We start from the raw sequence: 21,523 nt of genomic DNA, 5'->3' as shown, positions 1-21,523 counted from the left end.
GCAAAAAACAGGAACCTGTTCTCGTTTGCTGCTGGGAGCGTATCCTGGGGCCGAAGTTCGTAGCAAGCGCTTGATTAGACACTTCGGAGGCGTCCGTGGAGCTCCTGCCGATCAGCACTCCCCACTGCCGGGTCGAACGCGACGGCCATGTCCTGATCGTCACCATGAACCGGCCGGAGGCGCGCAACGCGCTCTCCTCGGACATGTTGATCGGCCTGGCCTCGGCGTGGGCGTACGCGTCGGCCGAGACCGGGATCCGGGTGGCGATCCTGACGGGCGCGGAGGGCACGTTCTGCGCGGGGGCCGACCTCAAGGCCATGGGACAGCCCTCCACGGACCCTGACGTCCAGGCCAGGGCCGCGCAGATCCCCAACTTCCACTGGAAGGGCCTGCTCAGGGAGGACCTGCCCACCAAGCCGATCATCAGCGCGGTCGAGGGTTACGCGGTGGCGGGGGGAACGGAGCTGCTGGTGGGGACGGACCTGCGGGTGGTGGCGGAGTCGGCCACGCTGGGGCTGTTCGAGGCCAAGCGCGCGCTCTTCCCCATGGGCGGCAGCGCCGTACGCCTGCCCCGGCAGATCCCGTACTGCCACGCCATGGACCTCCTCCTGACCGGCCGCCCGATCACGGCGGCGGAGGCGCTGTCCATGGGACTGGTCAACCGCGTGGTGCCCGACGGCCAGGCGCTGGCCTCGGCCCGGGAACTGGCCGAGGACGTCGCCGCCTCGGGCCCGCTCTCCGTGCAGGCGATCCTGCGCACGTACCGGGACACCCTGGGCCTGCCGGAGCCGGAGGCGCTGAAGGTGTCGGACGAGATCGGCTGGCCGGTGATCGGCTCGGAGGACGCCAAGGAAGGCACCCGGGCCTTCCGCGAGAAGCGCCCTCCGACCTACCACGCGCACTAGTCCTGGGTGAGGCGCTCCAGGCGTTCGAGCGCCTCACCGTACTCCTCCACCAGGCCGAACACGACGTCCTTCGTCGAGCGGACCTGGTTGGTGATGCCGATGACCTGGCCGGCCGGGAAGGTGGCCAGGTCGGACGCGTCGGAGCGGCCGATGCGCCGCAGGGCGTCCGACACCAGCATGAACTGCAGGGGCATCGGCAGCGTGCCGGGCGACTCCTCCGACTCCCACGCCTCCGTCCAGGCGTTCTTGAGCAGCCGCGCCGGCTTGCCGGTCCAGCTGCGCGAGCGGACCGTGTCGCGGGAGGTGGCCTCCAGGATCCGGCGTCTGGCCATCTCCGGGGTGTCGGCCTCCTCGACCGTGAGCCAGAGCGAGCCGGTCCAGACGCCCTCGGCGCCCAGCGCCATCCCCGCCGCCATCTGGCGGCCGTTGCCGATGCCGCCGGCGGCCAGGACGGGCACGTCCACCGCGTCCACCACCTGCGGGATCAGCACCATCGTCGAGATCTCGCCCGTGTGGCCGCCGGCCTCGGTGCCCTGGGCGACCACGACGTCCACGCCGACCTCCACCTGCTTGAGCGCGTGCCGGGGCGTGGAGGCCAGGGCGGCGACCTTGACCCCCTGCGCGTGGGCGAGGTCCACCACGTCGGCGGGCGGCGGGCCGAGCGCGTTGGCCAGCAGGGCGATGGGGTGACGCAGGGCGACCTCGACCTGGGGGCGCGCGGTGGCGTCCGTCCAGCCGAGCAGCACCTTGCCGGGGTCGGCGTCCGAGGACAGCGCCGGCACCCCGTGCCGGGCCAGGAGGTCCTCGACGAAGGCCCGGTGGCCGTCGGGGATCATCGACTGCAGGCGGCCGACCAGCTCCTCGGGCGCGAAATCGGCGCCCTCGTAGGAGGCGGGCATGACGACGTCCACGCCGTACGGCTTGCCGTCCACGTGGTCGTCGATCCACTTGAGCTCGGTCTCGAGCTCGTCTGGCGTGAAGTAGAGCGCGCCGAGCACCCCCATGCCGCCCGCGCGGCTGACGGCGGCGACCACGTCCCTGCAGTGGCTGAAAGCGAAGATCGGGAACTCGATTCCGAACATGTCCGTGACACGGGTCCGCATGGCCCGACAATACGTCCGGCGCGACGCTAACTGCAACGTGTTCTAGACTAGAACCTTTCGTCTGGTACCAGCGAGTAACTTGTCACGATAACGAGTTCTAGTTTGCTCTTGTCCGGGCATGAAAAAGGGGCCCGCATATCGCGGGCCCCTGAATGCTCTTCGGGTACTCGACCGGGCTAACTCGGCCGGGCTACTCCACCGGGCGGCGGCGGCCCAGCACGACGCCGGTCACCACGAGCGCGGCGCCCACGATGAGCAGGACCAGCGGGATGATGTTGCGCAGCAGGTTGATCTGGCTCTTGCCCGACTGGGCGTTCTTGACCAGATCGTCCACGGTCTGCTGGGTCATCTTCGCGGTGCCGACGAAGGCCGCCTTGCGCTCGATCCCGTCCTGGGTCTTCAGCACCTCGTGGCGCTGCACCTCCTGCTTGACCGGCGAGCCCGTGACCGGCTCGACCCAGTACGTGGTCTTGCCGTCGTACCAGCGGTCCACCTGCACGTCACCGGTGGTGCCGGTGACGCCGAGCACGTTGGCGGGCGCGGAGCGGGTCTCGGTCTTGGTCGGCGGCACGTCCTGCTCGAAGACGTAGACGGGCAGCCCGTTGACATTGTCCTCGCGCACGAACTTGGCGTCGAACGCCTTGCCCACCGTGCCGTTGAACACCTTGTACGTCTTCTTCTCCACGTCGAACGGGAACTTGTAGATCTGCCCCTCAAGCGTGACCGGCGCCTTGTCGATGTTGCTCCCGCAGCAGTTCAGGCCCACGCCGGTGCGCCGGTCGAAGGCGCTGCGGCGCTCGGAGAGGTCGATCTGCGGCCGGCTGTTCGTCACGTCGTTGACGACGGTGGCCTCGTCCCAGACCACCCGCTGCGAGTTGGCCTCCTTCACGTCGCCGCGGGTGGTGACGAAGATCTGAAGGTCGCCGGTGAGGACCTTCAGGTCCTGGAGCGAGAAGTACTGGGCGCTCTTGGCCTCCAGCCGCGTGATGCCGAACTGGTTCGCGGGGGCGGAGATGACCTGGCCGGCCGCCCAGAATTTCAGCAGCGGCGCCAGTGCTATGAAGAAAGCCCCGAACCCGATGAGGACGAGCGTGGAGATACGACCCATCGAGGCCTCCGTATTAGTAGAACGTGTTGTCATCTAGCGCGATCGTCGAGCAACAAAGTATGACAGTGGGTGATGCGCGTCACTGCCGGGCATACCACCGCAATCAAATCGATAGAAACAGGTTCTATCGTGGTTTCGCCGAGCCGATCGAGAGGGTGTGAGCAGGGGTGAGGAACCGGGACGCGGCCCTCGACGGCATCCGGGCGTTCGCCGCTCTGGGCGTCTGGTTGCTGCACGTCGGCAGCAACACCGGCGTCATGTACCGCGAGGGCATGTACGCCTGGATGATGGCCCGGCTCGGCATCGCCGTCCCCATCTTCTTCCTCCTGTCGGGCCTGCTTCTCTACCGCCCGTGGGCACGCGCGGTGATCGAGGATACGCCACGCCCGGCACCCCTGCGCTACCTGTGGCGCAGAGTGCTGCGGGTCATGCCGGTCTACTGGCTCGTGGCCGGGCTCGGGCTGTGGGCGTGGAGCTCGCTCGACTGGCTGGGCTGGGTCAAATGGATGCTGCTGGTGCAGAACTACTTCCCCGACGAGCACACGGCCGAGGGCCTCTACCAGATGTGGACGCTGCCCATCGAGATGGCCTTCTACATCGTGCTGCCCGCGCTGGCCTGGGCGCTGCACAAGTGGGCCCGCCGGGGCGCCAACCCGCCGGTCAGGCTGCTGGCGGGCATCGCGGTGCTGCCGGTGATCACGGTGGTCACCGTGATCGTCACGCGGGAGTTCGAGCAGCCGCAGCTCGCCCTGCTGCTGCCGTACCACCTGGTGTTCTTCGCCTGCGGCATGGCGATGGCGGTGCTGTCGGTGTGGATCGGGCACAGCAAGGTGATCGACTCGCTGGCGCCGCAGCTCCTGGTGCTGGCGGCGCTGCTGTACGCGGTCCTGAGCACCGACCTGGCCGGCCCGCGCACGCTGACGCTGCCGACCCTGTCGCAGTCGCTGGTGCGGATCAGCCTGGAGGCGGCGATCGCGATACTCCTGGTCGCGCCGTTCGCCCTGGCCTCCAGGCCCGGCTCGCTCAGGCAGCGCGTGCTCGGCAACCCCGTGACCGCCTACCTGGGCCGCATCTCCTACAGCTTCTTCCTGTGGCACGCGCCGGTGGTCACGTTGCAGCTCAAGCTCACCGGCGCGCCGCCGTTCGGCGGGGACTTCCCCAGCGTGGCCGTGGTGTCGTTCGTGGTGTCGCTGCTGCTGAGCGTCGGTAGCTACCATCTCATCGAGATCCCCGCGCTCAAGCTCGCCCGGCGCCGGTCAGCACCTGCTCGGCCGCCTGCCGCTCCGGCGCCGGAGCCGGCCGTGCCGGCGGCCTGATCAGCTGGCCGAACAGCACGCCCATGGCCGCACCGGCGGCGAGCTGCGGCACCACGTCCCGCAGGAACACCCCGCCGGACACCAGCGTGGCCGCCGCCAGCGACAGCGTGGCCACGCCGAAGAGGGCGGCCGCGAGCCAGTGCGCGGGCAGGCGCCGGGCCCGGAGCACGAGCGTCACCAGCAGCGCGCCGAGGACCGCGAGCATGCCCTGCCAGCTCGCCACCCACCCGCCGAACGCCAGGCCCAGCACGACCGCGTACGGCGCGCGCAGGCGCGCCAGCCGCGCGGCCGAGGCGGCGGCGGTCTCGCGCACGTGCTCGGGACGCGGGCCGCGCATGACGAGGGCGATCAGGGTCAGCAGCGCGATCCCGACCAGGCCCAGCACGAGCGCGAGCCGGTAGGCGCGGTCCGGCAGGTATTCGAGCCGCGCCGTCCCCGAGGTCCCGGCCGGCAGCTCCCACGCCTGCTTCCAGCCGTCGATCCGTACGGGTTTCAGCGTCTTGCCGTTGATCTGCGCCCGCCAGCCGGCGTTGTAGTTCTCGTTGACGACGAGGAAGGAGTCCTTGGGCGCGGTCACCTTGACCTCGCGCTCGGACGTCGTCCAGGTGCTCTGCACGGCGGCCCCATCCACGCCGCGCGGCTTGTCGGGCAGCGTGCCCACCACCAGGTCGTCGATGGAGAACGACTCCCAGCCCGCGACCCGCACCCGGTTGTCGCCCTCCCGCAGAGCCGCCTTGGAGCAGCCGAGGATCTGCACCGGCCGCTGTTCGATCAGGTCGGCGAAGGTGCCGGCGACCTTGGTCTGGATCGTGCGCCCGTTCACCTCGATCCTGGGGCCGGCGCCGCAGGCGAGCCTGAGCGGGACGTCGGCGGGCCGGCCCACGGGGTTGACGCCGGGCACGACCAGCTCGGTCACCTGCAGCCGCTTCGAGTACGGCGTGAAGCGGAGCTTGAGGCTGGAGGTGACGAGCGGCTTGAACGTCAGGACGCCGTGCTCGTCGACCCGGCCCGCCCGGACGGCGCCGTTGTCGCCGGTCACGATCAGGTCCAGCGGCTGCTTGTCACCGCCGGGGCGGCCGACCTGGAGCCGGGCGATCCGCCGCTTGCCCTTCCAGGCGATGGTGAGCGTGGGCTCGGCGTCCTCGGCGGCGGGGACCCAGGTGGTGGTCAGGTCGCCGTCGAACGCCGATCTGGGCGACACCGGCGCGTCCAGGGTGAGCTGGGACGACCCGACCACACCGGTCAGACCCGCGCTGATGCGCGTGTACCGGTCGGCGAGCGCTGGATCTTTCAGCACGGCCGATCCCCGCACGTTCACGGTCGAGGCGGACTCCGCGCTGAAAGTCCGGTCGAACCCGTGCTCCTCGCCCGGCTTGGCGAGCGCCCCCGCGTTGCAGATCCACCGGAACTGGTTGCGCATGCAGGCGGACCGCTCGTCGAGCCCCCGGTCCATGACGAACACGTCGCCGCCCTTGCCCGGCAGCCGGATCGTCCGGCCGGGCGCGACCCCCGGGATCGACAGCTCGATGATGCCGACCCGCTGGCCGTAGCTCCACTCGCCGGACACGGTCTGGAGCACCTTGATCCGCACCCAGCTCGTGGGCCCGTCGGGCACGCGCAGCCGCTGCGGGTCCGTGACCCGCTCCACGTCCTGGGCCAGGCTCCCCGCCTCGGTCTCCACGGCCACCCGCTTGATCTCCTGGCCGAGCAGCAGGTCGGGGGTGAGCATCACCTGCAGGTACGGGATCCGCATCCGCGTCGGCAGGTCCACGCGCAGCCATTCGCCCTGCGGCGCCTTCGAGCCGTCGCTCTCCCAGCCGGTCTCCACGCTGCCGTCCATGGCCGCCCACGGGCCGCGGCCCGTCGTGCTGATCCCGGCGATCGCGTACGGGTCCGCGACCGAGGACGAGGCCGTGATGCCGGCGATCCCGTCGTACTCGGCGGTCGCGGTGTCGTCCAGCCAGCCGTCCTCCAGCAGGTCCAGCGCCCGTACGCCGGAGAAGTCGGCCTTCTTGTCGGCCGTCAGCGTGGGCGACCAGTTCGACCTGATCTCGCCGAACGAGCGCTCGCGCAGCCGCAGCGCGTCGCTGACCACGGTCGGCGCCTGGCGCTTGCCGGCATCGCCGTTGACCAGGACCGGGCCGTCGCCGAGCAGGCCCAGGTCGCCCATCGCGAGCAGGGAGTCCGGCCCGCCGCGCACGGCCAGCGCGTCCGCCACCGGCTGCACGGACACCAGGTCCGAGCTGCCCGTCACCTCGTACAGGTCGAGCGCGGGGAACGGCGCGTCCAGCGACTCCACGGCGTCGTCGCTGCCCTTGTCGCCGACGAGCTCGCCGAACGAGCGCACCCGCTTGATGCCGGGCGACTCGCGCAGCGCCTCGAAGATCCGGGCGGGCCAGGCGCCCTGGAGGTTCGCCCGGTTCAGGTCGTTCCTGACGAGCAGGTAGCGCACGCCCATCCTGCGCAGCACGGCCGTCAGCCCGGCCGAGCCGTGCCCCGCGGTGAGCCGCTGGTCGATGGCGTCGAGCAGCCTGGTCAGGCCCACCGAGCCCGGTGGCGTGATCTGCCTGGTCGTCCAGCGGGAGACCGACAGCGCCTGCATGGGCTCGTCCATCGGGCGGCCCCAGACGTACTCGCCGAACTTGGCGCCCGGCACGATCAGCACGCCGTCGTCCTCGGCGTTCTGGTTGAGCCAGGTCGCCGCCTCCCGCCAGTGCGCCGGCACCTCCTTGAAGTCGCCGGGCGCGGCCAGGCCCACGTTGAACACGGGCAGCACGAGGGCCGCGAACGCCGCCACCGACACCGCACGCAGCGGCAGCCGGGCCCGTACCAGCAGGTGGGCCAGCCCGAAGGAGAGCGCGAGGCGTACCAGCGGGTCGAACTTGCGCAGGTTGCGCAGCGGCGCGAGCGGGCCGTCGAGCAGCCAGCGCACCGGCTCGGCCACGATCGGCTCCAGGGCGCTCATGTGCCCGGCGACCAGCGCCGTCACGCCCACCAGGAACAGCGCCACCACGAACCCCTTGGCGGGCAGGTCACGGCGGGACAACCCGGCCAGGGCGAGCGCGGCCAGGAGGCCGGTGACCACGACCATGGTCGCGGAGGTGGCGATGGCGAACCCGGGCGGCTGGTCGAAGACGCCGTTGAGCGGCAGGTAACGCACCCAGTCGGAGGCGCCGCGCAGCACGTTCGTGAGCGAGGTGACCTGCGTGGTGATGCCGGCGGTCTCGGTGTACGGCAGGAACGAGAATGCGTACCGGCCCACGAGGAGCAGCGGCAGCGTCCAGAACAGGGTCGCGACGGACACGGCGGCCGTCCACCAGGCGAGCAGCCGCCAGCGCGGCACGGGGCGCGGCCTGGTGAGGATGAAGAGGACCGGGCCGACCATTACGGCCAGCACGGCGACCGCGTTCACACCGCCGCACAGCGCCACGGCCAGCGCAGACCTGACGGCCCCGCGCGCCCGCTGGCCCGTCTCCGAAGCGGTGAGCAGCGGGATCAGGATCCACGGCAGCATCGCGGCGGGCAGCCACTCGATCGAGATCTCGCCGAGAATGGACAGCGTGCGCGGGGCCAGCGCGTACGCCAGCGCGGCCACGAGCCGGGTCCCGGGGGTGCCGATGCCGAGCTGCCCGGCCAGCCGCTCCACGCCGAGGAACGCCACGCACATCAGCAGCGTCAGCCAGAGCCGCTGCGTCACCCACGGCTCGACGCCGGCCAGGTCTCCCAGGGCGAAGAACGGGCCTATCGGGAAGATGTAGCCGGCGACCTGGTTCTGGAGCTGGCCGAAGTGCTGCAGGTCCCACAGGTGGGCGGCGCGCTCCAGCCAGCCGAGGGGGTTGAGGGCGAGGTCCATCTTGGTGTCGGAGATGAGATTGCCCGGCCGGGTGGTGAACGCCAGGACGGCGAAGCCTAGGGAGCAGATGAACAACCACCAACGCCGCCGCACCCGCTCACCGGCACTCCCCCCTCCGGCCCGCAGCCCACCCGCCGACCTCGTGGCACCCGACCCTCCTGCAGGCCCGCCGTCGCCCGCCGAGTTCCCGGTACCCGGCACTACGGCACGCTCGCCGCCTGCCGAGTTCCCGGCGCCCGGTCTTCCCGCTCGCCCGCTGTCGCCCGCCGTCGCTCCGGCTCCCGGCCCGTCGGCCGCCGCGCCGCCGCCTTCCATCCGCGCACTCGCGGTCGGCTCGGCCCCGCGCCATCCGGCGGGCGGTCGGGGCGAGCGCCCCTCAGCCGACGTCTGCCCGCCCTCACGTCGGCCGGTGCCTGGGCGGCCGGCGACGAGGCGGTCGGTGGGGGGTTGCTTGGGCGATCGCCCGGCCACGAGCCGGTCGATCGGCGGTTTGCGGGTCACCGGGCCTCCCAGCCGGGCTCCACGGCGTGGCCGAGCATCAGTGCGGTGAGGCGTTCCGCGCTGCGGTCCCAGGAGAAACGGTCCGCCCATTCCCGACATTTCACGGAATAAGTGTCGTCCACCTCATCGAGTGCGGCGGCGATCCCCTTCGCCAGCCCCGTCCCCTCAGGCAGCAGCCACCCCGTCTCACCAGGCCGTACCGCATCCCGCAACCCGTCCACGTCGAACGCCACCGTCGGCACCCCCAGCGCCGCGGCCTCCAGCACGCTGAGCCCCCAGCCCTCCCCCTGCGAGGCGCTCACGTGCACCCAAGCCCGCGCGACCAGCCGCGCCTTGTCCTCCTCCGGCAGGTAGCCGTGCATGGTGACGCCCTCGGGCAGCCGGGCGCGCAGCGCGCCCTCCTCGGGCCCGCGGCCGATGATGTCCACGGTCAGGCCGGGCCAGCGCTCCCTGAGCTCCGCCACGGCGTCGAGCAGCAGGTGAACGCGCTTGTGCGCGACGAGCCGCCCCAGGCAGACGAGCCGCGGCGCCGGGCTCCGCACCACGTTCCCGGGCTCGGCGATGCTGACCCCGTTCGGCACGATGTGCACCGGCCCGTCCCATCCGAGCCGTTCCCGCATGGCCCGCACCGTGGACGGCGAGACGGCCACGCTCGCGTGCCGCCGGTAGCTCCACCTGGCCACCGGCCCCTCCAGGAACCGCCCGAACGCCGCCAGCCACCCCGGCATGTGCATCCCGAACTGCCGGTCGTGCACGTGGTGCATGACGCAGAACACCTTGGTACGCCGCCGCACGACCCACGGGGTGAAGAACGGGATCCCGTTCTGGCAGTCGAGCACCACGTCGAAGCGCCCGCGCCGGACCAGCAGCCAGCACAGCACCAGCGGATAGACGGTGAACACACCGCCCATCCGCACGATGCGTACCCCCTGGACGGTCTCCCCCCGGCCCTGCCCCTGCGCCCGCGCGGTGACGAAGCAGACCTGGTGGCCCGCCCGCGCGAAGCGGCGGGCCAGCTCCCAGGCGAACGTCTCAGCGCCGCCCGCCTGGGGATGCCAGGGGTCACGCCAGTTGACTACAGCGATCTTCACGGATATCCGACGGGGTCGAGCGGGGGTTCCCAGGCCGGGCGCGCGGCGGGACGCGGCTGGGCGCGCAGCCGCAGCCAGATCCTGCCCAGCTCCATCACGATGCCGAACGTGTGCCGGGCCGGGGAGAAGCGCGAGCCGGGCATGTCGTGCCAGCGCACGGGGATCTCCTTCACCGACGAGCCCCGGTGCACGCAGCGTGCGAGCAGCTCGACGTCGAAGGCGAAGCCGGGGGTGCGCAGCTGCGCGGCGCTCTCGCGGGCCAGCGCACCGTCGAAGAACTTGAAGCCGCACTGGGTGTCGCTCACCCCCTGCACCAGCACGCCCGCCAGCGCGCGGAACCCGAAGGCGCCCAGCTCGCGGACCTTGCTGTGGCGGTTCTCGACATGGGAGTCGAGATGCGCCCTCGACCCGATCACCACCCGCTCCCCGGACAGCAGCTGTCCGAAGGCGACGTCGATGGCGTCGAGGTCGGTGGCCATGTCGGCGTCGACGAACCCGACGAACGGCGCACTCGTGCCGAGCAGCCCAGCGCGTACGGCAGCGCCTTTGCCCGGAACGGGGCACCGGACAAGGCGAACGGGCACGGGGCCACGCGGCCAGTCCCTGACGATCTCGGCCGTGCGGTCCGTGCTGTTGTTGTCGACGACGATGACGGCGGTCGGGAACGGCATTCGGGCAAGCTTCGCGCACAGCTGCAGGAGGCCCCCGGGAAGTCGTCGTTCCTCGTTGTACGCGGGAATGACGATCTCAAGCAGTGGTGGTCGGCTCGTCTCCTCGTCCCCTGGTGGAGAGGGCGGCATGTCGGCTCGGGTTACCGGTCGCCGTAGAAGTAGAGAGGCTGGTTGACCGGCGTGGCGGTGGCGCCGGTGAGAGAGACGGTGGTGACCGTCGCCACGAGAGCCGCTACGGCGACGCCGATGATCGCTGCTAAGAGGATCTTTATCACGGGGGGTTCCTCCTTGAGCAATGGAGCGGACCGTCCCCAACCTAGAACCAATTCTTGCTACTCGGAAGTAGCTCTACAAAATCTTTATAAATCCCCAGATCAGGGCATCTGTCGTGACGGGAGCGGCCCGTCGAACCGGTACAGTCGCAGGTCACCCCCATCGACCAACATCCTCGCGTTCCGTAGCCACAAGCCGAAACGCTGCCGTTCTTCAACTGTCCCGGCGTTGACTATCACGTAGCGAAATCCGGCCGCGGGAAGGTCGGGCGAAGGCCCTTCTAGTACGTGTTCTACTCCCTGGGCGCGCGGATCCTCGCTCTTGACGGCCATGCCGCCGACCCGTACCACGTCGTTGGAGACCACCCTCCGGCCGGGCACGGCGAAGAAGCGCTGCGCCGGATCCAGCACGGCCCGGCCCCCGTTCCACGGGAAACGCCGGTAGGACTCGAACGGCAGCACCAGCACGTCCCCGCCCGCCGGATCGCGCCGGATCACCTCGCGCGCGGCCGTCCAGCTCTCCGGATAGGAGACGGAGCCGAGCGCTCCGAGCGACCCCCACGCCATGGTCGGCAGCACGACCACCGGCACCAGCGCCATCGCGCCGACCCACACCCGATCGCGCGCGACCGACTCGACGAGCAGCCCGAGCCCCAGCGCCGCCACCAGCGCCAGCGGCGCCACGAACTGCTGGGCGTCCCTGAACACCGCGAACCCGCCCCACACCCCGACGAGCCACGCGAACGCCTGCCTGCCGGGCTCGCTCACCCCCACGCACGCGATGCCCAGCCCGACGGCCGCCGCCACGGCCAGCCCCTTCTTGTACGGCACCGCGCTCCGCAGGAAGAAGACCACCCCGGTCAGCACGAGCAGCAGTCGGGCCAGCGCCCCCGCGAAGGTGCCGTAACCCGGCGGCACCGCGTACGCGTTCCAGATCCCGCCCAGCGACAGCAGGCTCCCGACCGCCCCGAACGGCGTGTCGGCCCTGGCCGCGAACGCGTACACGCCCACCGGGTCGCCGGCGATCCCCTCGGGCCGCAGCGCGGTCGCCACCAGCCACGGCAGGCTGAAGGCCGCCAGGACCCCGGCCACGACCAGGAACCGGCGGGCCACCGGAAGCACCGTGATCGCGGTGACCGTCATCGCCGCGAACCCGCCGACCGCGGCGGGCAGCATGGCCGGCGCGACCCGCCGCCCCGTCCACGCGGCCCGCACCACCCAGGGCAGCCCGGCGTACCCGAGCAGCAGCGCCCACTGCCCCATGAGCAGCCGCTCGGCCACGTACGGGTTCCACACGTAGAACGCGCCCGCCACCAGCCGCGGCCCCAGGGACTCCGACGGCAGCAGCAGCGCGGCGCCCGAGCACCCCAGCACGAAGACCGCCAGCAGGATCGCCTTCTGCACCAGCTCCGCCGGGATCACCTGAGCCAGCACGGTCACCACCGCGTCGCTCGGGACGACCCGCGCGGCCCCGCCCGCCAGCCCGAACGTCCACGCGCTGAACCCCGGATCCGGCACGAACACCATGTCCTGGATCAGCGTGAACCCCCAGCCCAGCGCGGGTCCGAGCGCCAGGCAGCCGAGCGCGAGCCCGAGGAGGGCGGAGGCGTGCCCGGCTCGGGGCGTGTGCGGCATCCCGCTATGACATCACAACCCTGCTACGGCCATTCCACCGCCGACCTCCGGCGTGGTTGAGTCGTCGCGGGGGTGATGGGGAGCGGTGGTTGCGGCTGGGGCGCGGCAGTGGCTACGCGGCGGCGACGCGGTGCTCGCCGCCGGCCTGGTGATGGTCGCGGTCCAGCTCGTGTGGAAGTTCGAGCTGGTCGGGCGGACGTATTTCCGCCAGGACGACTTCATGTTCATCGCCAGGGGCCTGGAGAACCCGCTGTCCTGGGACTACCTCATGCGGATCGACTTCGGCCACCTGATGCCGGGGGCGTTCGCGATCCACTGGGCGATGGGGCGGCTCGGCGTCTACAACGACGCCCTCGCGCACGTGCTCACGATCAGCCTGCAGGCGGCGGCCGGACTGGCGGTGTTGCGGCTGCTGCGGCTGCTGTTCGGCACGCGTCCGGCCATCCTCGTGCCGCTCGGGTTCTACCTGCTGACGCCGATGACGATCTCGGGGCTGTCGTGGTGGGCGGTGGTGGCCGAGACGCTGCCGTTCCAGATCGCGCTGCCGATGGCGCTCGGCTCGCACGTGCTCCACACCCGCACCGGGCGCTTCAGGCACGCGGTGGCGGCGGCCGCGTGGACGGTGTTCGGCATGGTCTTCTTCGTGAAGGCGCCGTTCATCCTGGTGCTGGCCTTCGTGCTCACCCTCGGCTGGCTCGGCGGGCGGCGGCAGTGGCGGGCGTGGCTGCTCTACCTGGGCGTGCTGATCCCGTACGCGGTGCTGTTCTTCCGGCAGTTGTTCACGTCGGTTCAGCTCACGCACGACACGTTCCGGCCGGTGCTGCCCACCGCCGAGGTCGCGGCGAAATCGGCGTGGACGCTGCTGACCGGCTCCCTCGTGCCCACGTCTCTGGGCGGGCCCTGGCGGTGGCAGCCGATCGGCGAGGACTACGCGCTGGCCGCCACCCCTCCCGTGCTCATGTGGGCGAGCCTGGCGGTCGCCGTCGTCGCCGTGACGGTGTCTGTGATCTGGCGGCGGCGGGCCTGGCTGGCGTGGCTGACGCTGCTGGGCTACTTCCTGCTGGCCGACGTGGTGCCGATCATGCTGGGGCGGGTCGAGGCGCTCGGTCCTGATCTGAGCGGATTCGAGCTGCGGTACATCTCCTCCACCGCCACGGTCGTGGCCCTGGTCATCGGGCTGGCGTTCATCCCGGTCGAGGGCGAGGAGCGGCCCTGGCGCCGTCCTGCGCTGCGGCTCAGGTGGGCGTGGGTGCCGGTGGCGGCGGTGTTCGCGGCGGGCTCGGTGTGGTCGGTCGCCGCCTACGCCGACCGCCCGCTCGGCGCGAACGTCAGGAGCTACGTACGGACCGCCGCGCAGGCGCTCGCCCGGGTGCCGGCCGGCTCGGTCATCCTGGACACGCACGTGCCGGCCAAGATCGCGTTCCCGGTGTTCTTCTACGACTACGCGCTGCACTCGCGCATCCTGGGCCCGACCGCGCCGCGCCAGATCACCTGGGCCAAGCAGCTCACGGGCCCCATGCCCGTGCCGCTGATCTTCGACGAGCAGGGCCGGCTGCGCCCGGTGGCGATCGACGGCGTCACGATCCCGGCCGGCTCCGCCTGCAAGCCCGTCGGCCGGGCCGAGGTGCGCTTCCGGCTGCCCGTCCCGATCGAGGACGGCGAGCACACCGTCCAGATCTCCTACCTGAACGGTGCCAAGACCACCCTGAACGTGCGCATGGGGCTCGCGCAGAGCGTCGTGCCCGCGGGCAAGGACCTGGGCACGACGTACGCGACGATCATCGGCGGCGGGAACGAGCTGGCCATCCGCGCGGACGGCCCCGGCTCCTGCGTCGGCGAGATCAGGATCGGTACCCCTGTGCCCGCCGAGGACGTCTCGCCCATTCCCCCGCTGCCTGTCCGCTAGTCCCTGGGCAGGCCCAGCATGCGCTCGCCGATGATGTTGAGCTGCACCTCCGTGGTGCCGCCGTAGATGGTCATCGCCCTGGTGGCGAGCACCGCGCGGTTCCAGTAGCCCGGGTCGCCGAGCTTCATGTCGGCCCCCACGACCGCCGCCGGGCCCAGCAGGTCGACCGCCGTCTCGGAGACGTGCTGGGCGTGGGAGGTGGACAGCAGCTTGCGTACGGACGCGTCCGCGCCCGGCTCGGTGCCGGCGAGCTGCTTGAGCGTGACCCGCAGCGACAGCGCGTTGATCGAGTGACCCTCGCAGACCACCGCGGCCACCTGCTGCGCCTCGGCCGGCGTCAGCTCGCGGCCGAGGCGGCCGATCAGGCCGAGCAGGTCGGGCACGGACGCGCCGGTGCCGCCGGAGCCGGACGACAGCGAGACGCGCTCGTTCGAGAGCGTGTTGCGGGCGACCTTCCAGCCGTCGCCGACCTCGCCCACGACCAGGTCGTCGGGGACGAAGACGTCGTCGAGGAAGACCTCGTTGAACAGGTTCTCGCCGGTCATCTCGGTCAGCGGCCGGACCGTGACGCCCGGGGCCTTCATGTCGACCAGGAAGTACGTGATGCCCTCGTGCTTGGAGCCCGCGCTGGAGTTGCGGGCGATGCAGATGCCCCACTCGGCGATGTGGGCGACGGAGGTCCAGATCTTCTGCCCGGTCAGCTTCCAGCCGCCCTCGACCTGCTCGGCCTTCATCTGCAGCGAGGCCAGGTCGGACCCGGCGCCGGGCTCGGAGAACAGCTGGCACCAGATCGTCTCGCCGCTGAGCGTCCTGGGCAGGAAGCGCTCCTGCTGCTCCCGGGTGCCGTACACGGCGATGGACGGCACCACCCACGCGCCGATGATCATCGCGGGCAGCCTGACCTTGGCGGCCTTGAGCTCCTGGGCGATCAGCACCTGCTCCAGCGGCTTGGCGTCGCGGCCCCACGGCCTGGCCAGGTGCGGCATGACGAAGCCGCGCTCGGCCAGGGCCCGCTTCTGCTCCTGGCCCTCCAAGCGGGCGATCTCCGCGATCTCGGCACGGATCGACTCGCGCAGCTCCTCGGCGTCCTCCGGCAGGTCGATCTGCATCTCGCGGCCGACGCCCTGCAAGGCCAGCCCGCTCACCTTGGCCGCCCACTCCGACGAGGAGCCGAGCAGGGCGCGCAGGGTGAGCGCGCGGCGGTAGTAGAGGTGGACGTCGTGCTCGAAGGTGTAGCCGATGCCGCCGAACGTCTGGATGGCGTCCTTGGCGCACTGCACGGCGGCGTCGGGGGCCATCACGCCCGCGATGGCGGCGGCGTACTCCAACTCCGTGGCTGCGCTGATGGTCGCGCTCCCTCGGGCCTCCGTTGGCGTCGGGCTGAACGCCCTCGCTCTCTCCGGCCCGGCTCGCCGCTCCGCGGCCCTGGTGGCGTCCCACACCGTGGCGCGGGCCTGCTCCAGCGCGACCAGCATGCGGGAGAGCTTGTGCTTGATGCCCTGGAACTGGCCGATCGGGCGGCCGAACTGCACGCGTACCTTGGCGTACTCGGCGGCGGCCGTGACGCACCACGAGGCCAGGCCCGCGGCCTCGGCGCCGAGCAGGATCGCGGCGAGGTTGAGCACGTCGGGGCGCTGGACGCCGCCCAGGATGCCCTCGGCGGGCACCACCAGCTCCGACAGCTCCACCTTGGCCACCGGCCTGGTCAGGTCCAGCGACTTGACCTCGGTGACGGTGGCGGCGGAGGCGTCGACGAGGATCCACTCCTCGCCGTCGTCCGTGGCGACCGGCAGCACGAGCGCGTCGGCCAGCGAGCCGCCGAGCACGGGGTCGGCCGTACCGGAGACGACCAGGGAGCCGTCCTCGGTGCGGGTGCCGGTCAGCGTGCCGGTCAGCGCCACGGCGGCGGTGCGGGAGCCGTCGGCGAACGACTCGAGGTGCTCCGGGCGCTTGGAGGCGTTGATCACGGCACTGGCCAGCACGGTCGGCAGGTAGGGCCCGGGGGCCATGCGCTCGGCCAGCGCCTCGACGGCCACGGCCGCCTCCAGCAGCCCGTAGCCGGAGCCGCCGTACTCCTCGGGCAGGTGCAGGCCGAGCAGCCCCTGCTCGGCGAGGCCCGCCCAGAACGGCGGACGCCCGTCCGTCCCGGCGCGCAGCAGCTCGGACGGGATATTCCGCTCGGCCCAGCCGCTCACCGACTCACGAAGCGCCTCGTGCTCCTCGCTCAACCCGATCGCCATGCTCATCCTCCATGCCAGGTCCGACCCATGCCCAGAACCATATTCTAGAGGATGCTTCTGGCCTAGAGCGGTCGAACCCGTTGGACGAGGGTGTTGATGTCCCGCCAGTGCTTCTTGTTCGTCTCGGGGATGGAGGCCAGGAGCATCGCGGGCTTGGTCTTGCCCACCTCCACGACCGTCACCATGGCCTGGGCGACCTGCTGCTTGCCGTTGAAGGTGTAGGTGACCTGGTAGCCGAGCGTCCAGCCCTTGCCGACCGGGATCTTCTGGGAGGCGGTCCAGGCGAGCGTGGCGCCCGCGGGGTACTGCGTGCGGAGCGACCAGCGGGCGGCCTGGGTGGCCAGCTCGCGGTAGTCGGCGTCCTTCGAGGGCTTGGTCGTGGGCGAGTCACCCGGGAACATGGCCGAGGCGACCACCGTGTGCGGGACGGCCACCTTGCCGATGCGCTGCGCGATGGAGAACGGCGGGAACGACTTGGCGTTCCACGGCGCGGCCAGCCGGGGGTAGGTGATCCCGGCGTTCTTGTCGCCGATGAGGCCGGTGACCACGGAGGCCGTGCCCGACAGCGTCGGGTACGCCTTGCTCTTCGGCACCGGCGGCAGCACGATCGGGCTCTCGGTGGCGGTCGGGGCGACCGACCCCGAGGGGGCGCCCGAGCTCGGCACGGGGGCGACGGGGGCCACCTGCTCGGCCGGCTGCTTGTTGGTCGGCACGTCGCCGGAGAAGACCACGAAGATCAGGAACACGGCCAGGACGGTGGCCAGGATGGCGCCCAGAAGATAGACGGCCTTGATCGGGATGTCGCCGATGCCGCGCCTCGGCGGCTTGGGGATGGGCAGCGGCGGGGACGGGGGCGGGTACAGCGGCTGCTGCTGCATCGGTGGCTGCGGGAGCGGGCCGGGACCGCCCCGATTGACCGGGGGCTGCGGAGGAGGGGGCTGCTGGCCAGAAGGCTGCTGGACGGGAGGCTGCCGGGCAGGGGGCTGCTGCGCCGGCGGGTTGCCTGCCGGGGGCCGGAGGGGTACGGACGGACCCGCCGCCGGCGGCCGGGGGATCTTGACCGTCTCCTCGGCGGGCAGGACGACCTTGCGGAACGGGGTGGTGGGTGAATCGTATGAAGGTCTCTTGTCGCCGACGTCCGCCATGACCTTGAGGTTACGTCACGAGAGAGCAGGATAATTCCTCTAATACCCCTGCAGAATCTAATTCTGTAAGGTCTGCGGACATGAGGGGTTTCTATGAGATCGCAGCCCATGACCCTGAACGTCCCGCCCTCCTCGGTGACGCCCGCGCCACTTACGGTGAACTTCTCGCCCGGGTGAACCAGGCCTCCAACGGGCTGACGGCCCGCGGCGTCGCCCCCGGCGACCCTGTCGTCACCGTGTTGAAGAACGGGCTCGACGCCCTCACCATGATGCTCGCGACGTACCAGATCGGCGCCTACCTCGTCCCCGTCAACTGGCATTTCACCGCCGAGGAGATCGGCTACATCACGGCCGACTGCGGGGCCGAGGTGGTGGTCTCGCCGGACGCCCGCACGGTCGCCGAGCTGACCGACGGGCAGCCCGCCACCGCACCCGCGCTCCGGCGGGCCGGGTCCATGATGCTCTACACCTCCGGGACGACGGGACGCCCGAAAGGGGTACGTCGGCGGCTGCTGGACCTGACGCCGGAGGAGCTGTACCCGATCCTCATGCGCAAGAGCTGGCGCCACTTCGGGCTGCCGCTCGGCGGGGTGCACCTGGTGTGCTCGCAGCTCTACCACTCGGCGCCGTACGGGCAGGCCATGATGGCGCTGCAGTTCGGGCACGCGATCGTCGCGCCCGAACGGTTCGAGGCCGTCGAGGCGCTGCGGCTGATCGAGCGGCATCGGGTGACGAACGCGTTCATGGTGCCCACGATGTTCCATCGGCTGCTGGGAGTGCCGGAGCGGGAGTCGTACGACCTGTCGTCCCTCACCCACCTGTACCACGGGGCGGCGCCGTGCCCGCCGGCCACCAAGCAGGCGATGATCGACTGGCTAGGGCCCGTGCTGTGGGAGTACTACGGGTCCACCGAGGCGGCCGTGGCGACCATGGTGTCCTCTGAGGAGTGGCTGGCCAGGCCGGGCACGGTCGGCAGGGCGCTGGACGGGATGTCGTTCACGATCGTCGGGGAGGACGGCCAGGAGGTGGGGCCGGGCTCGCCGGGGCTGGTCTACATCGGCGGGATCAACCGGTTCGAGTACCACCGCGCCCCTGACAAGACGGCGGCGGCGATGCGCGGCCAGGCGTACACGCCCGGGGACATCGGCTACCTCGACGACGACGGTTACCTGTTCCTGCTGGACCGGCGGACCGACCTGATCATCTCCGGCGGGGTCAACATCTACCCCGCCGAGATCGAGGCGGCGCTGCTCGAACACCCCGCCGTGACAGACGTGGCCGTGATCGGCGTACCGGACCCGGAGTGGGGGCACAAGGTCGTGGCGCTCGTGCAGCCGGCGGCCGGCGCGGTGACCGGGGACGAGCTCACGGCCGAGCTGCTGCGGCACTGCGCGCCCCGGCTGGCCAGGCTCAAGCATCCCCGGGTCATCGAGTACCGGGAGTCGCTGCCGCGCACGCCGACAGGCAAGCTGAGCAGGCACGACGTGCGGGAAGCGTATCTTTCTGGCTGAGCTGGGAAGAGTCCTGCCATGAGGAGGATCGCCACGGGACTGGCCGCCGCTTTCGTGCTGCTCGTGGGTTGCGGTCCTCCTCCCACCACCAACGCCACGCCCTCGGCCACGCCGTCGTCTCCTTCGCCCCGCACGCCGTCGGCGGCGAACCCTTCCGTGGCCTCGCTGCACTCGCTGGAGTCGGCGTACGAGGACGTCATCGCCAACGTCCTGCCGTCCATCGTGCAGATCACGACCAAGGTCGGGCTCGGGTCCGGCATCGTGTTCGACACCGCGGGACACATCATCACCAACGCCCACGTCGTCGGCCAGGCCTCCAAGATGGAGGTCACGATCGCCACCGGCGGCCCGCCGCGCTCGGCCAGGCTGGTCAAGTCCTTCAACGCGGGGGACCTGGCGGTGATCAAGGTGGACAGCCCGAACGGGTTGCGGCCGGCGCGGTTCGGCGACTCGTCCAAGCTGCGGGTCGGGCAGATCGTGCTCGCCATGGGCAACCCGCTGGGCCTGTCAGGCAGCGTGACGAACGGGATCGTCTCGGCCCTCGGCCGTACCGTCTCGGAGCCGCAGGAGGCCGGCTCCCCCGGCGCCACGATCGCCGGCGCCATCCAGACCTCGGCCGCCATCAACCCGGGCAACAGCGGCGGGGCGCTCGTGGACCTGGCGGGCGACGTCATCGGCATCCCCACGCTCGCGGCCACCGACCCTCAACTGGGCGGGGGCGCCGCGCCGGGCATCGGGTTCGCGATCCCGAGCAACACCGCGAGAGACATCGCCACCCAGATCGTCAAGTACGGCAAGGTCACCAGCAGCCACCGGGCCGCGCTCGGCATCCAGGGCAGCACGGTGATCGGCCTCGACGGGGAGCCGATCGGGGTGGGCGTGATCCGGGTCGGGCCGGGCGGCGGGGCCCAGAAGGCGGGGATCAAGGCCGGTGACGTGATCGTCTCGATCAACGGCAAGGACACGCCGACGATGGCGTCCCTCTCGGAGCTGCTCGCCACCCTCAAACCCGGGGACCAGGTCAAGGTGGAGATCCAACGCGCGGACGGCACCACGGCGACGGTCACCGTCACCCTGGGCCAACTCCAACCCGAATGACACCCGGCCACCGCCCGCCGTCACTGCTTGGCGGTGAAGACGATCTCGACCCGCCGGTTCTGCGCCCGGTTCTTCTCCACCGGCTTCCCCTGCACCACGTTCGGCCGCCGCGGCCGGCTCTCGCCGTACCCCCGCGCCTGCAGCGTCACCCCCGCCCCGGTGAGCAGCCCGCGCATGTCCGTCTCCACGGCCTGCGCCCGCCGCCGCGACAGGGTGAGGTTGTACGCGTCGCTCCCCTGGTCGTCCGTGTGCCCCTCGATCCGGACCACCCCGCCCGCCCCGTCGTCGTTCACCTTCGCGGCCACCTCCCGCAGCCGCTGCCTGGCCTTGGCGGTCAGTTGCCACTTGTCCAGCGCGAACAGCACGTCACTGGTCAGCGAGACCGTCACCTGGCGCCCCTGCTTGGTCTCGCTCTCGGTGCCGTCCAGCGACTCGACCTCGCCGATGATGTCCTCGACGGGCAGCACCAAGTCCTCGACGGCGCCGACGGCGTCGGACGGCGCGCTGGGCGCGGGGGTCGGCGACAGGACGAGGGCGAGGACGACGCTAAGAGATCGGAACATCGGTGAGCACGCCGATCATGGGCATCTCAATGTTGATCTTCGTGACGTCCGCGGGAGGCGCCGCGAACACCGCGTACAGCGTGGAGGCATCCCCCTTGTTCAGGAACTGGCCCTGGGTGCCGGAGCAGACGCACTTCGCGTTCTGGTCGGTGCCGTTGCGGGCCACGCGGTAGCGCTTGGCGTTCACCGGGTCGATCAGGGAGACGGCGGAGACCGTGTAGTCGAGCGTGCCCGTGCTCAAGCCGTTGTGGACATTGACCTTGCCGTCGAGCGCAGTGATCGTCCAGTTGAGGCTGAGCGTCCTGCCCTGGCGCTTGAGCGCGGTGATGTCGACGCGGGCCTTGCCGCGCTGCCCGGCCCCGTACACGTCGGCCTCGCGGCTGGCGATCGCCCTGGTCTCCTGCGGGGGCGCTTCTTCCGCCTTGGCAGTGGCCACGGGTTCGGTGGTGCTTTCCCTGACGGGCTGGGGCTGCTTCTCCTCGCCGCCGCCGCCGGCCTGCCGCCCCGGGAGCGCACCGCAGCCGGCCAGCGCGACGGCCGCGACCGCCAGCGCGATCGTCTTTCGCATTGTGAGATCACCTTCGTTGTCGGGGATGTGGCCCTCA

At 71.2% G+C, this 21,523-nt stretch carries 16 protein-coding genes; 5 read left to right on the top strand and 11 right to left on the bottom strand.

Annotated elements, in window-relative coordinates; all coding sequences use genetic code 11:
* Positions 1-95: 95 nt before the first annotated feature.
* On the top strand, positions 96-905 hold the full coding sequence (locus tag ABZS69_RS14530) for a crotonase/enoyl-CoA hydratase family protein (RefSeq protein ID WP_355371260.1): 810 nt from the start codon (positions 96-98) through the stop codon (positions 903-905).
* Here ABZS69_RS14530 and ABZS69_RS14525 read toward each other — a convergent pair.
* Both ABZS69_RS14525 and ABZS69_RS14520 read right to left on the bottom strand, forming a co-directional pair.
* Positions 902-2,008 (bottom strand): nitronate monooxygenase family protein, encoded by a 1,107-nt coding sequence (locus tag ABZS69_RS14525; protein ID WP_355371257.1) that lies wholly within the window; start codon positions 2,006-2,008, stop codon positions 902-904. The two genes, ABZS69_RS14530 and ABZS69_RS14525, sit on opposite strands and share 4 nt — an antisense overlap.
* Positions 2,009-2,198: 190 nt before the next feature.
* Positions 2,199-3,116, bottom strand: coding sequence for a DUF3068 domain-containing protein (locus ABZS69_RS14520; RefSeq protein ID WP_355371255.1), 918 nt, complete (start codon positions 3,114-3,116; stop codon positions 2,199-2,201).
* 167 nt (positions 3,117-3,283) lie between these two features.
* On the opposite strand from ABZS69_RS14520, the gene ABZS69_RS14515 reads away from it, so the two are divergent.
* The gene (locus tag ABZS69_RS14515) at positions 3,284-4,432 is read left to right on the top strand and encodes an acyltransferase (RefSeq protein ID WP_355371253.1); all 1,149 of its coding nucleotides are present in this window, start codon (positions 3,284-3,286) and stop codon (positions 4,430-4,432) included.
* Here the strand turns inward: ABZS69_RS14515 and ABZS69_RS14510 are convergent.
* The 5 genes from ABZS69_RS14510 to ABZS69_RS14490 form a co-directional block, all read right to left on the bottom strand.
* Positions 4,353-8,378 carry an alpha-(1->3)-arabinofuranosyltransferase family protein gene (locus ABZS69_RS14510; protein WP_355371250.1) on the bottom strand — a complete coding sequence of 1,342 codons (4,026 nt, stop codon included), beginning with the start codon at positions 8,376-8,378 and terminating at the stop codon, positions 4,353-4,355. The genes ABZS69_RS14515 and ABZS69_RS14510 overlap by 80 nt on opposite strands.
* A gap of 404 nt (positions 8,379-8,782) precedes the next feature.
* The gene (locus ABZS69_RS14505; RefSeq protein ID WP_355371247.1) at positions 8,783-9,877 is read right to left on the bottom strand and encodes a glycosyltransferase family 4 protein; all 1,095 of its coding nucleotides are present in this window, start codon (positions 9,875-9,877) and stop codon (positions 8,783-8,785) included.
* Positions 9,874-10,677 (bottom strand): glycosyltransferase, encoded by an 804-nt coding sequence (locus ABZS69_RS14500; protein ID WP_355371244.1) that lies wholly within the window; start codon positions 10,675-10,677, stop codon positions 9,874-9,876. Before ABZS69_RS14500 ends, ABZS69_RS14505 begins: the two co-directional genes overlap by 4 nt.
* Positions 10,678-10,688: 11 nt before the next feature.
* A complete protein-coding gene (locus ABZS69_RS14495; RefSeq protein ID WP_344996422.1) occupies positions 10,689-10,823 on the bottom strand; it encodes a hypothetical protein in 135 nt (44 codons plus the stop codon).
* Positions 10,824-10,922: 99 nt separating this feature from the next.
* Positions 10,923-12,455 carry a hypothetical protein gene (locus ABZS69_RS14490; RefSeq protein WP_355371241.1) on the bottom strand — a complete coding sequence of 511 codons (1,533 nt, stop codon included), beginning with the start codon at positions 12,453-12,455 and terminating at the stop codon, positions 10,923-10,925.
* 85 nt (positions 12,456-12,540) lie between these two features.
* Between ABZS69_RS14490 and ABZS69_RS14485 the strand changes: the two genes are divergently transcribed.
* Positions 12,541-14,361, top strand: a complete 1,821-nt coding sequence (locus ABZS69_RS14485) for a hypothetical protein (protein ID WP_355371238.1) — start codon at positions 12,541-12,543, stop codon at positions 14,359-14,361.
* Here ABZS69_RS14485 and ABZS69_RS14480 read toward each other — a convergent pair.
* Positions 14,358-16,601: an acyl-CoA dehydrogenase gene (locus ABZS69_RS14480; RefSeq protein ID WP_355371236.1), complete on the bottom strand. Its 2,244-nt coding sequence runs from the start codon at positions 16,599-16,601 to the stop codon at positions 14,358-14,360. The two genes, ABZS69_RS14485 and ABZS69_RS14480, sit on opposite strands and share 4 nt — an antisense overlap.
* Positions 16,602-16,663: 62 nt before the next feature.
* Positions 16,664-17,746: a hypothetical protein gene (locus ABZS69_RS14475; RefSeq protein WP_355371233.1), complete on the bottom strand. Its 1,083-nt coding sequence runs from the start codon at positions 17,744-17,746 to the stop codon at positions 16,664-16,666.
* An 80-nt stretch (positions 17,747-17,826) separates the two neighbouring features.
* On the opposite strand from ABZS69_RS14475, the gene ABZS69_RS14470 reads away from it, so the two are divergent.
* Positions 17,827-19,257: an AMP-binding protein gene (locus ABZS69_RS14470; RefSeq protein ID WP_355371231.1), complete on the top strand. Its 1,431-nt coding sequence runs from the start codon at positions 17,827-17,829 to the stop codon at positions 19,255-19,257.
* A gap of 18 nt (positions 19,258-19,275) precedes the next feature.
* Positions 19,276-20,355, top strand: a complete 1,080-nt coding sequence (locus ABZS69_RS14465) for a trypsin-like peptidase domain-containing protein (RefSeq protein WP_355371228.1) — start codon at positions 19,276-19,278, stop codon at positions 20,353-20,355.
* Positions 20,356-20,375: 20 nt separating this feature from the next.
* On the opposite strand, the gene ABZS69_RS14460 is transcribed toward ABZS69_RS14465, so the two are convergent.
* Both ABZS69_RS14460 and ABZS69_RS14455 read right to left on the bottom strand, forming a co-directional pair.
* Positions 20,376-20,918 carry an OmpA family protein gene (locus tag ABZS69_RS14460; RefSeq protein ID WP_355371225.1) on the bottom strand — a complete coding sequence of 181 codons (543 nt, stop codon included), beginning with the start codon at positions 20,916-20,918 and terminating at the stop codon, positions 20,376-20,378.
* Complete coding sequence (locus tag ABZS69_RS14455; protein ID WP_355371223.1) at positions 20,902-21,486, bottom strand: hypothetical protein; 585 nt, start codon at positions 21,484-21,486, stop codon at positions 20,902-20,904. Before ABZS69_RS14455 ends, ABZS69_RS14460 begins: the two co-directional genes overlap by 17 nt.
* Positions 21,487-21,523 lie beyond the last annotated feature (37 nt).

The organism is Nonomuraea sp. NPDC005650, from assembly GCF_040605375.1.
Classification (GTDB): domain Bacteria; phylum Actinomycetota; class Actinomycetes; order Streptosporangiales; family Streptosporangiaceae; genus Nonomuraea.
The sequence above is the reverse complement of the archived record's forward strand: the minus strand, read 5'-3'. Positions and strand labels throughout refer to the sequence as shown.

Coding starts and splice junctions, on each gene's coding strand:
- ABZS69_RS14525 (WP_355371257.1), bottom strand. CDS start 2,008: ATGCGGACCCGTGTCACGGACATGTTCGGAATCGAGTTCCCGATCTTC.
- ABZS69_RS14520 (WP_355371255.1), bottom strand. CDS start 3,116: ATGGGTCGTATCTCCACGCTCGTCCTCATCGGGTTCGGGGCTTTCTTC.
- ABZS69_RS14500 (WP_355371244.1), bottom strand. CDS start 10,677: ATGCCGCCCTCTCCACCAGGGGACGAGGAGACGAGCCGACCACCACTG.
- ABZS69_RS14490 (WP_355371241.1), bottom strand. CDS start 12,455: ATGCCGCACACGCCCCGAGCCGGGCACGCCTCCGCCCTCCTCGGGCTC.
- ABZS69_RS14480 (WP_355371236.1), bottom strand. CDS start 16,601: ATGGCGATCGGGTTGAGCGAGGAGCACGAGGCGCTTCGTGAGTCGGTG.
- ABZS69_RS14475 (WP_355371233.1), bottom strand. CDS start 17,746: ATGGCGGACGTCGGCGACAAGAGACCTTCATACGATTCACCCACCACC.
- ABZS69_RS14470 (WP_355371231.1), top strand. CDS start 17,827: ATGAGGGGTTTCTATGAGATCGCAGCCCATGACCCTGAACGTCCCGCC.
- ABZS69_RS14465 (WP_355371228.1), top strand. CDS start 19,276: ATGAGGAGGATCGCCACGGGACTGGCCGCCGCTTTCGTGCTGCTCGTG.
- ABZS69_RS14460 (WP_355371225.1), bottom strand. CDS start 20,918: ATGTTCCGATCTCTTAGCGTCGTCCTCGCCCTCGTCCTGTCGCCGACC.
- ABZS69_RS14455 (WP_355371223.1), bottom strand. CDS start 21,486: ATGCGAAAGACGATCGCGCTGGCGGTCGCGGCCGTCGCGCTGGCCGGC.